The sequence below is a fragment of the Thalassospira lucentensis genome, from assembly GCF_050516545.1.
GTDB lineage: Bacteria > Pseudomonadota > Alphaproteobacteria > Rhodospirillales > Thalassospiraceae > Thalassospira > Thalassospira lucentensis_C.
This window is the reverse complement of record NZ_CP191544.1, coordinates 3,438,884-3,450,000: the sequence shown is the minus strand read 5'-3', so window position 1 is coordinate 3,450,000 and position 11,117 is coordinate 3,438,884. Positions and strand designations below refer to the sequence as shown.

General features: G+C 51.5%; 9 protein-coding genes and 1 pseudogene. 4 read left to right on the top strand and 6 right to left on the bottom strand.

Annotated features, from left to right (window positions below; all coding sequences use genetic code 11):
• Positions 1 to 73: 73 nt before the first annotated feature.
• From ACQ0MK_RS15735 to ACQ0MK_RS15725, 3 genes are all read right to left on the bottom strand, one after another.
• On the bottom strand, positions 74 to 1,018 hold the full coding sequence (locus tag ACQ0MK_RS15735; protein ID WP_430473405.1) for an alpha/beta hydrolase: 945 nt from the start codon (positions 1,016 to 1,018) through the stop codon (positions 74 to 76).
• A 114-nt stretch (positions 1,019 to 1,132) separates the two neighbouring features.
• Positions 1,133 to 2,584: a carnitine 3-dehydrogenase gene (locus tag ACQ0MK_RS15730; RefSeq protein WP_430473404.1), complete on the bottom strand. Its 1,452-nt coding sequence runs from the start codon at positions 2,582 to 2,584 to the stop codon at positions 1,133 to 1,135.
• Positions 2,584 to 3,495, bottom strand: a complete 912-nt coding sequence (locus ACQ0MK_RS15725; protein ID WP_430473403.1) for a 3-keto-5-aminohexanoate cleavage protein — start codon at positions 3,493 to 3,495, stop codon at positions 2,584 to 2,586. Before ACQ0MK_RS15725 ends, ACQ0MK_RS15730 begins: the two co-directional genes overlap by 1 nt.
• A 98-nt stretch (positions 3,496 to 3,593) precedes the next feature.
• Here ACQ0MK_RS15725 and ACQ0MK_RS15720 point away from each other — a divergent pair, with 98 nt between their 5' ends.
• Positions 3,594 to 4,607, top strand: coding sequence for a GlxA family transcriptional regulator (locus ACQ0MK_RS15720; RefSeq protein ID WP_430473402.1), 1,014 nt, complete (start codon positions 3,594 to 3,596; stop codon positions 4,605 to 4,607).
• A 78-nt stretch (positions 4,608 to 4,685) separates the two neighbouring features.
• On the opposite strand, the gene ACQ0MK_RS15715 is transcribed toward ACQ0MK_RS15720, so the two are convergent.
• Complete coding sequence (locus tag ACQ0MK_RS15715; protein ID WP_430473401.1) at positions 4,686 to 5,606, bottom strand: LysR family transcriptional regulator; 921 nt, start codon at positions 5,604 to 5,606, stop codon at positions 4,686 to 4,688.
• A 117-nt stretch (positions 5,607 to 5,723) separates the two neighbouring features.
• Between ACQ0MK_RS15715 and ACQ0MK_RS15710 the strand changes: the two genes are divergently transcribed.
• Entirely contained in the window at positions 5,724 to 5,888 is a 165-nt protein-coding gene (locus ACQ0MK_RS15710; protein ID WP_430473400.1) for a hypothetical protein, read from the top strand.
• A 1-nt stretch (position 5,889) separates the two neighbouring features.
• Positions 5,890 to 6,261 (top strand): annotated as a pseudogene (locus ACQ0MK_RS15705) (transposase); the annotation flags it as partial.
• Positions 6,262 to 6,317: 56 nt separating this feature from the next.
• On the opposite strand, the gene ACQ0MK_RS15700 reads toward ACQ0MK_RS15705, so the two are convergent.
• Both ACQ0MK_RS15700 and ACQ0MK_RS15695 read right to left on the bottom strand, forming a co-directional pair.
• Positions 6,318 to 7,988 carry a BCCT family transporter gene (locus ACQ0MK_RS15700; RefSeq protein ID WP_430473399.1) on the bottom strand — a complete coding sequence of 557 codons (1,671 nt, stop codon included), beginning with the start codon at positions 7,986 to 7,988 and terminating at the stop codon, positions 6,318 to 6,320.
• A gap of 64 nt (positions 7,989 to 8,052) precedes the next feature.
• Positions 8,053 to 8,466, bottom strand: a complete 414-nt coding sequence (locus ACQ0MK_RS15695) for a universal stress protein (protein ID WP_430473398.1) — start codon at positions 8,464 to 8,466, stop codon at positions 8,053 to 8,055.
• A gap of 863 nt (positions 8,467 to 9,329) precedes the next feature.
• Between ACQ0MK_RS15695 and ACQ0MK_RS15690 the strand changes: the two genes are divergently transcribed.
• Positions 9,330 to 10,919: an ABC transporter substrate-binding protein gene (locus ACQ0MK_RS15690; protein WP_350041210.1), complete on the top strand. Its 1,590-nt coding sequence runs from the start codon at positions 9,330 to 9,332 to the stop codon at positions 10,917 to 10,919.
• The last annotated feature ends 198 nt before the right edge of the window (positions 10,920 to 11,117 follow it).

Sequence of the window (11,117 nt, the reverse complement as noted above, 5' to 3'; positions counted from 1 at the left end):
GTTCGTTAGCAGTCTGAAAGGCCAGTTATCCGGGCCTTGTGTTTTTTATCCGCATTTTGGGCCGGTCAGGACGTTAATCCTGTGCTGCCATCGCCGTGATCGCATCACAAAGATGTTTAAAGCCTTCTCTGGCACCGTCACTCATATGGCGCGCACGAAGCCACCCATGGATCATTTGCGGTTCTTCGCGGTACTGAACCCAGATACCCGCCCGTGCAAGCTGGGCTGCAAATTCCCGCCCGTCATCGCGCAACGGATCAAAATACGCCGCCGTAATATAGGTTGGCGGAAGCCCGCGCAAATCATCAACGGACAGCACATGGGCAAAAGGATCATCCATCGGTGCTTTCAGCACATCGCGATAATAAATCACGTCATCGGTGCTAAGCCCCGGTGCATTGGCCATCTGACCATAGCTGGGCCAGTTCAAATCGCCGCCAAGGGCCGGATAAATAAGCGCCTGCCCCAATATCCGATCGCCAAAGCCGTCTTCGCGTGCCCGCACCGCAAGACCCGATGCCAACATGCCCCCTGCACTATCGCCGACCAACACAAGCTTCTTGCCCGATGACAGCAAGCTTTGCGCAACCCGATGGCAATCTTCGTGCTGGGCGGGCCAGACATGCTCAGGGGCCAGACGATAATCAATAGCAATCAATTCCGCATGGGCGGCCTCGGCGATTTCGGCACAGATCGCATCATGGCTATCGCGGGAGCCGACAACAAACCCGCCACCATGCATATAGACAATCTTGTGGGCTGTTTTGACATCCGCCGGACGATAATGACGAACAGGGACATCGGCAATCACGTCGTCTTCGACCTGCATCCCGTCCGGATGGGGAAAGGCAAATTCAGCACACAGCGCATCATACCATTTGCGCTGTTGATCTATCCCCGCAGCAACCGCATCCGGGGGATAAAAACTGTCGCATCTGGCAATGAAGGATCGAATGCCATCTTCGTCGGGCATTGGATCATACACAAGGTCTGAGGAAACCTGATCGGAATTGGCCATCAACGGGTCCTTTATGGAAAGGAATATCATCTCAACGTAGCGCGGATACCCCCGCAGTTAAAGACTACAGGGGTAATCATGGCATTATTATTGACGATATTTCCCGCCGACCACTTAGCCAATAGCGCGTCCAAGCTGTTCGGGCTTGGCAAAGCCACCGTGTCGAAGGCTCATTTCAGCCAAATTGGTCGCCACCAGCCCACCGGGCTCAGACGTGCGACGTGATTTTAAATCAACATGCAGAAGCAGGGTTTCAACTGTCGCTGCAACCTTGCCTTGTTCTGTCATCAAACGATGGAACAGATGCAGCTTTTTGCCAGCCCCTTTGATCAATTGCGTGCTCACCGTAATCCGGTCGCCCGCATTGATTTCATCAAGATAACAAACATGGTTTTCAACCGTGAAATAGCTCCCGCCCGCAGCAATGTAATCGGCATCTGCGCCAATCATTTCCATGAAACAATCGCTGGCCTGCGCGCTGATTTCGACATAATGGGCTTCGTTCATATGCCCGTTATAATCCGTCCAGCTTTGCGGGATTTGCCGATCAACCGTCACAGGCAACGCATCAATCGCGTCTGCTTTTGGCAAAGATGCCTCATGATCATTGATCGTCCCACCGGCCCCACTGCTTGATTTTTTCAGTGCGCGCATCATGCCGACCAGATTGTCATCGCGCAGCCTTTCCAATTCACGTATCGACATATGACCCGATTGATCATCAGATTGCTGCGCAATACGCGCGGTCAATTCGGGGGTGAGTTCGGGCACATCCATCAATTTGGTCCATGGCCATTTCAAAGCCGGACCGAACTGACCAATGAAATGTTCCATTCCTGCTTCGCCGCCAGCAATGCGATATGTCTCAAACAAACCCATCTGCGCCCAACGCAGACCAAACCCAAACCGGATGGCATCATCAATTTCTTCGGTGGTGGCAACACCATCATGCACCAGCCAAAGCCCTTCACGCCAAACCGCCTCAAGCAATCGATCTGCGATATGCGCATCAATTTCTTTGCGCACGACAAGCGGCTTTAACCCGACGGAACGCAACAAATCGCATCCCGCTTCAAACACGTTGGCATCGGTTGCCGCAGACGGCACGACTTCGATCAGGGGCAGCAAATAAACCGGATTAAACGGATGGGCGACAACGATCTGCCCCGGATAGATTGATCCTTGTTGAAGCTCGCTTGGCTTAAACCCCGACGTCGATGACCCGATCATGCAGTCACTGGGTGCATGGGTCTGAATTTGCGCAAGAATCTTATGCTTAAGCGCAAGCTGTTCAGGAACACTTTCCTGAATCCACGCGGCCCCATGCACGGCCTTGGCCATATCATCATGGAACGTCAGTTCACCTTCGATTGGCAAAGCCCGATCATAAAGTGCAGGAAGACTGCGGCGGGCATTTTCAAGCACCTCGCCAATCTTGCGTTCAGCGTGCGGGTCGGGATCGAAAACAGCAACATCCCAGCCGTTCAGCAGAAACCGTGCTGCCCAACCACCACCGATGACACCGCCGCCAATGATTGCGGCCTTTTTGTTTGCTGTCATGGACATTAGCTTGGCTCCCGCTTGATCAGGCCAAGCTTCTTGCGCACCGCATCCGGGCCAATCACGGTTGCGCCCATACCTTCGATAATCCCGACAGCACGTTCAACCAGTTGGGCGTTGGTGGCAAGAACACCCTTGGACAGATAGATATTGTCTTCCAATCCAACCCGGACATTCCCGCCCGCCAAAACCGACGCCGCAACAAAGGGCATCTGATCACGCCCGATGGAAAACGCCGACCAGTTCCAATCCGACGGAACGTTATTGACCATCGCCATAAACGTGTTGAGGTCATTTGGTGCCCCCCATGGAATACCCATGCAAAGCTGCACCAATGCGGGGCTTGTCAGAATGCCTTCAGAAACCAGCTGTTTGGCAAACCAAAGATGTCCGGTATCAAACGCTTCGATCTCTGGCTTCACACCAAGATCGGTCATCATCTGGCCCATGGCACGTAACATGCCCGGCGTGTTGGTCATGACGTAATCTGCCTCGGCAAAGTTCATCGTCCCGCAATCAAGCGTACAGATTTCTGGCAAACAATCGGCAATATGGGCCATGCGCTCAGTCGCCCCGATCATGTCGGTCGCGCCTTCATTGACCGGAAACGGTGCTTCGGTTGACCCGAACACAATGTCTCCGCCCATGCCTGCCGTCAGGTTTAAGACGACATCAACATCTGCCGCACGCACCCGTTCTGTCAGTTCCCGGTAATACCCAAGATCGCGCGATGGCGCGCCGGTTTCCGGATCACGAACATGACAATGCACAATGGCCGCTCCGGCCTTGGCCGCATCAATCGCACTGTTTGCAATTTCCTCGGGCGAACGGGGAACATGCGGTGATTTGTCTTGTGTCGCACCCGATCCGGTAACGGCAGCAGTGATGAAAACGTCGCGGTTCATGGTAAGGGGCATGGCGATCTCTTTGGGTTGTAAAATCAAAAAATCTGCTAATAGCTTACCGTTGAACGCAGAGTTTGATTTTGCATGAACCGTCACTTATTTTGCATTTTATGCCAGATATTGATTCAACCAGACCTCAACGCTTTGTTTTTGTCCTGTTTGACGGGTTTTCCAACATGGTGTTGGCAAGCGCGCTGGAACCATTGCGCGCGGCCAGCCGCCTGCCAAACGGACCGAATATCAGCTGGACCATCTGTTCAATCGACGGCGCACCGGTACAAAGTTCAAGTGGCTTGGTCATCACACCGCAAGCTGGACTATCATCACATAAACCGGACGAAAAGATCGATTATCTGGTGGTGATTTCGGGTTATGGGATGCGCGATCACCTCAATGCCCAAACGCGTGCGCGCCTGATTAATGTTGCGCAACATTCAGGTCACGTAATCGGGCTTGATACAGCCGCCTGGATCCTTGCGGCTTGCAATATGCTAGATGAAAAGTCCGCCACCATTCACTGGCAGGAACTTGATCAGTTTGCCGAACAGTTTCCCGATATCATCGTCCGGCAGGACCGGTTTGTGCAGGACGGAAAATTCATCACATCGGGCGGTGCATCCACCGTGATGGAGTTGATGCTTCACATTCTGTCCGGGCAATTCGGACCGGCTGTTGCCTTTGATGTCAGTAATCTGTTCGTCTATGACGCCGAAAACCAGTATGAGAAAACACGCGGTGCGGATCGTTTGCGTGGCCCCGGGGCTGCCTTTTTGCGGCGTGCTGTCAGTGAAATGCTTGCAAACATCGAAACACCGGTTTCGCTTGATGCGATTGCCACCAATGTTGGCTGCTCGTTACGCAGTCTGGATCGCATTTTTCACGAAAATCTGCACATGGCGCCGGGAAAATATTATCAAATGCTGCGTCTGGGCCGGGCGCGTGATCTTGCACAATCAACTGATTTTCCCTTGACCAGTATTGCCCTTCAAACCGGCTTTAAAAGCAGCTCAACACTCAGCCGGGCCTTCTCTCAAAGCTTTGGCACCACCATTCGAAGTGTCCGGGCCATGCGCGGCAACCGTTCCTTTGCAACGGTTAACCCCGATGAAGAAACGACAGACTGATCGATCTGGCACTGCCTTTTAAAAGCTGCGCACCTTTGCCCAAACCTTCAGTTTTCTCCGTACTGAACTTTGCCGGCGCTAAAACGACGTCTTCCATCGATCCCAATACGGAACATCACCGCCCAGATAATCGACCATAAAGTCGATAAAGACCCGTACCTTTTGCGGCAAATATTTCCGTTCCGGAAATACGGCATAGATTTCCTTCATCGGCATTTCGAAATCCTGCAACACCGGCACCAACCGACCACTTTGGATGTCAGGCCCCGCAAGGAACGTCGGAAGTCGCCCAATCCCGATCCCCTGCAATATCGCTTCGCGTAAAGCTTCGCTGTTATTGACCTGATAGGATCCGGACACCTGAATGCGGGTATCCGTGCCGTTCTTTGTGAATACCCATTCATCCACAGTCGTATGGTACGAATAAAGCAGGCAGTTATGACGGACCAATTCATCGGGCATCAAAGGTGGTCCGAACTCGTCGATGTAGCTTTCCGACGCACACAGAACGCTATGAAGCGGTGCCAGCTTTCTACGCACAAGGCTGGTCTCGCTCAGGTCACCGGCATGTAACGCAATGTCATATCCCCCGCCGACAAGATCAGGGGACATATCGCTCATATCCATCTGAATTTTGATTTGCGGGTACTTCTTTAAAAATTGCGGGATTACCGGTGCGACATGCAATCGCCCAAACGACATCGGTGAACTGATCTTCAAAACCCCTTGCGGGACTTCCTGCAATTCACCCGCTGCGAACTCTGCATCTTCGATTGCGCGAAGTGCTTCGCGAATATGGATCAGATAACGTTCCCCCGCCTCGGTCAGACTTAGTTTCCGGGTCGTCCGGTTTAAAAGCTTCACACCAAGCCGCGCTTCAAGTGCCGTAATGCGCTTGCTGACAGCAGACTTCGTCACACCAAGCCTGTCCGCTGCGCCGGAAAAACTACCCTCATCAATAACGGCTGCGAAAATTGATGTTGCGTTTATGTCTTTCATCTACCGGCATTTCTGTTGAATTTATTTCCACAATTATTTTCCCAGATACTATATTATCACGAATAAAGAAACAAATTAGCCTGTGGTCATCCAAACAATAGCGCAGGAGACGCCACAATGTTTCAGCTCGAACACGTCAATCTGGTGGTTAAAGACATCAGCGCCACACTTGATTTGATCCTGACGGCCTTCCCTGACTGGCAGGTTCGCGGGCAGGGTGAAGGTGACTGGTACGGCCCCGCAAGAATTTCACCAGGACAACCAACAGTCGGCACTGGATGAGAAAGCATCCGATGTGGTCAAGGCCCTGAAACGGGTGGAGGGCAACCGGATGACAACGCATCCCCTGATCCATCACTCTGACCGGGGACTGCAATATTGTTCCGGACTTTATCAATCGGTATTGAACAACAACATCACCGCGTCGATGACTGATGGCTACGACTGCTATCAGAATGCTCAGGCCGAATGGGTGAACGGCATTCTCAAACAGGAATTCCTAGTTCATCGCTGCAAAACATTTGAAGATTTCAGACAACTGGTCAAGGAAGCTGTGCAGACTTATAATACAATGAGATCGCACCTCGCTTTGGCAATGCAAACGCCAGATCAAGTGCATCAAAAAGCCAGCGGAATATATCCGCTGGCTCCATGAAAAATCGTCAACTTATTTTAGGAAGCACAGGTTATGCATCTGCATAACGCGTAAATCTAGTCTTTGCTGTCGGATATTTCCGCACCTGCACCAACGGCCTTTGGCTCACTGCGCAGCCCCTGAATGATCGAATAACAGGCCAGCAGCAAAATGATTGCAAACGGGAAGCCGGTTGACACCGCCATTGCCTGCAATGCGCCAAGACCACCGCCCAAAAGCAATGCAATTGCAACCAGGCCTTCGAATGTGCACCAGAAGATACGCTGAGGAACCGGCGCATCGACCTTGCCGCCTGCGGTGATAGTATCAATCACAAGTGACCCGGAATCCGATGACGTCACAAAGAAGACAATCACCAAAATGATGCCAATGAACGATGTGATCTCATGCAGGGGCAATTGTCCAAGCATGGTGAACAGTTTGATCGGAAGTCCCGCCTCGGCAATTGCCGTCACACCTTCGGTCACCATGTGAACCGCCGTGCCACCAAATGCCGTCATCCACAACACGCATACCAGCGACGGAATGATCAAAACGCAGGTGATGAATTCACGGACGGTACGACCACGCGACACACGCGCAATGAACATGCCGACAAACGGTGACCAGGAAATCCACCACGCCCAATAGAACGATGTCCAACCCTGACTGAAGTTGGCATCTTCGCGACCAACCGGGTTTGACAGTGCTGGCAGATATTCAACATAGGCCACAAGGGATGTGAAGAAGCCCTTGATGATATCCATGGTCGGTCCGACCAGAATAACAAACAGCAACAGAACGGCCGCAAGCACCATATTGATTTCCGACAGGCGTTTAACCCCGGCATCAAGACCGGCCAGAACAGAAATCAAGGCAACACCGGTAATCGCGATAATCAGGACGACTTTGGAGCCATCCGTCACCGGAATACCAAACAGGAAATCAAGACCGGCATTGGCCTGTTCTGCACCAAATCCAAGCGAGGTCGCCAAACCAAACAAGGTCGCAAACACCGCCAGAATATCAATAACATGACCGGTCCAGCCCCAGACACGCTCGCCAAAGATCGGATAAAATACCGACCGCATGGTCAGCGGCAGGCCCTTGTTAAAGGAAAACAGGGCCAAGGCCAACGCCACCGTGGCATAGATCGCCCATGGATGAAGTCCCCAGTGGAAGATGGTTGCGGCCATGCCAAGATCAAATGCAGCATCCGCATCACCAGCAGCGCCACCTAACGGCGCCCAGTCTGTCCGCATACCGTTTTCGCCAAGTGCCGTTCCACCAATAGAGGATGAGAAATGCGAAATCGGCTCGGACACACCATAGAACATCAAGCCAATGCCCATACCGGCCGCAAACAGCATCGCAAACCAGCCGGAATAGGAATAATCAGGTTTTGCATCCACTCCGCCAAGACGCACCCGCCCAAGCGGGGACACGATCAGGAAAAGACACAACAAAACAAACACATTTGCTGCAGACAGGAAGAACCAGTCCAGACTTGATGTCAGCCAACCTCGAAGGTCGTTGAACATCGGACCAACACTTTCCTGAAAAGCGAGTGTTAAGAAAACAAAAGCAACAATCGACAACCCCGAAATCAAAAAGACAGGGTTGTGAACATCAAGACCAAAAGGCCCGATCTCTGTTTTGAAATTGTCTTGCCCGATTTCATATTCTGTATCAATCGGGTTCGCTGCACCGTCCGGGCTTTCAATACCCGTCTCAGCTTCTGACCCCATTTTAAACTCCCAAGGTTATATGAATTACGGCTATCCCTAGCCGAAATCTCGATAAGGCATTTGCTTAACGCACAAGGAACACTGAATGATCCGAATGAGAAGCAACATATCCGCCATGCGAGGTAAAGATATGATCGGCAACGCCAGGAACATGTGTCGCCATTACAATCAGATCGGCATTGAGTTCATCGGCTTTTGCAACAAGTGCCTTGCTAAGGTCAACAGCTGGGTCATGTGAAATATGCGAACTTGCTGTCACAACAACACCAAATTTCGCGCGACATTCCTCGGCAAACTCAGCCAGTTTTTTTTCAAATTCCTTGGGATTATGAGCCACTTCCGAAGGCGTGTTTGTTCCCACGCTAAGGAAACAGATTTCAGCCTTATAGTGCGCAGCTAAATCGACCGCCGTTTGAATTGCCCTTTCCAATTTATCAATGTGGGCCAAATCGACAGGCACGAGCATCTTTTGATACATTCATTCCTCCGTTATGTGCACCACCCCTACAATCAGATTTTTTACGATCAACAGGACAGTTGTAAAAGCGTAACACTGACGGCCTCTTAAAGCAAAATCACCATTTAAAAACCTGAATTTTACTTTCGCAAGAGAGCCTGCGAAAACTAGATGCCAGATATCTGACAACAGTTCTTTGTAAGGTCTGACTGAATGTCATTTGAACTCTGCAAACAGGTCCGAATCGCAATTTTGAATATTTTTTGGTCACCCCTCCTGACTTTTGTCAGCGATTTGCGATCTTTTTTCGTTCGAACATGAAAATCTCAATTTTTTTTCGACCTGATATTTTCCTCATATACCAACTTATACCCATATGATGACAATCCCTTAGATACCAAGGTCTTGGACGCAGAAATCCATCGATTTTCTATACTATTTTTCAGAGATATTGATTGGCCTGATATCAATTTTCAGGTGTGAAAATCACCTGACAGTTATTGCCAACGGGTTGATGCATACAAGGCACCCGTGTCACGATGTCGCGGATTTGTGCACTGTCTGTCCCACACAACAAGTGCTGCAGCGCTGAGACATTCATTGGTCTTTGCGACGTAGACCTGTTGGGTGCTTTTCCGTTTCGGAATTGCATCCATGGCATTGCACGTACCCACAGGGGATCAATTTTGTGGCCAAAGGGGGGCTCATCAACTGCACAATCGCAGTGGCATGACACAAAAAGCAGGACTTGAAACTGCACCATGCCCCATGTGCCGAAACGGTACCAAGTCCGGACCTAGAACAACCAATATCAATCAATAGGCCGGACTAGCCACACCATTACATAATTCAACAAGTTAAGATGTATCAGAGAAGGAACAGGGATGACTGACCCTATCAAACATTTTGCGTCACGTGTCAGCGCACATGAAATGAACCGCCGTGAATTTATCGGCCGTTCCATGGCAGCGGGCTTGACCCTTGCAGCCGCCACCACCCTTTATGGCACATCCGCCATGGCACAGGAGCCAAAGCGCGGCGGCCATCTGAAGCTTGGTCTTCAGGGGGGTGCTTCGACCGACGTTATTGATCCTGCCAAATCGGCATCGCAATTCACCTTCGCCATGAATCGCAACTGGGGCGACACCCTGGTTGAGTCGCATCCGACCACCGGTCTGGCTGTTCCGGCCCTTGCAGAATCCTGGGAGCCGAATGCAGATGCCTCTGTCTGGACCTTCAAAATTCGGAAGGGTGTTGAATTCCACAATGGCGCTGAACTGACCATTGATGATGTTGTCAAAACCCTGAACCGTCACACCGACGAAAAATCCGAATCTGGTGCGCTTGGTGTAATGGGTTCGATCAAAGGCATTGAAAACAAGGGCGGTGATCTTGTTTTGACCCTCTCGGAAGGCAATGCCGATCTTCCGCTTCTGCTGAGCGATTATCACCTTGTGATCCAGCCCGGTGGCGGCTTTGACAACCCGAATGCCGGTATCGGTACCGGCCCGTTCAAGGTTGATAACTTCGAAGCCGGTGTTCGCGCCACCTTCGTAAAAAACGAAAACGACTGGCGCAGCGACCGTGGCTTTGTTGACTCGGTTGAAATGATCGTCATGAACGATGCCACCGCACGTATGGCCGCCCTGTCATCGGGTCAGGTGCATTTCATCAACCGTGTTGATCCAAAGACCGTCGGCCTGCTGAAACGCGCGCCGAATGTCGAGATTCAGACCACATCAGGTCGTGGCCACTATGTCTTCATCATGCATTGCAACACCGCACCGTTTGATAATAACGACCTGCGTCTTGCGCTGAAATATGCGATGGACCGTGAAACCATGGTTGAAAAGATCCTTGGTGGTTACGGCAAGGTCGGGAATGACTTCCCGATCAACGAAACCTATGCCCTGTTCCCGCAAGACATCGAACAGCGTGCCTACGATCCGGACAAAGCGGCCTTCCACTTCAAGAAGTCCGGCCATGATGGTTCGGTTCTGCTGCGCACATCCGATGTTGCCTTCCCGGGGGCGGTTGATGCCGCAGTCCTGTATCAGGAAACCGCGAAAAAAGCCGGTATCGATATCGAAATCAAACGTGAACCGGGCGATGGCTACTGGTCGAACGTCTGGAATGCCCAGCCGTTCTCCACATCCTACTGGGGTGGTCGTCCGACCCAGGATCAGATGTATTCCACCGCGTATCTGTCATCTGCAGACTGGAACGATACCCGCTTCTTCAACACCGGCTTTGACAAGATCCTTCTCGAAGCCCGTGCCGAGCTTGACCAGAACAAGCGTAAGGACATGTATCGTGACATGGCACTGATGGTGCGTGACACGGGTGGCCTTATTCTTCCGATGTTCAACGACTTCGTAAATGCCACAACCAACAATGTCTCGGGCTTTGTCCAGGACATCGGTAACGACATGTCCAACGGTTATGTCGCAACCCGTCTGTGGTTGAACAGCTAATCGGGCCGGGATGGCAAACATCCCGATACGATACCTTAAGAATTGCGGGATCACGGTTTTAACCGTGATCCCCGTTCTTGTTGTTCACTTGTTCGTTTGTGCAACGGCCTGATCGACAATTCCAGATGGTTTCGGAGCAGACCTCCGATGTCCCACCCGTCTTGAATTCCCGCTCAGGCCTGTTTTGGGAGAAAGTGT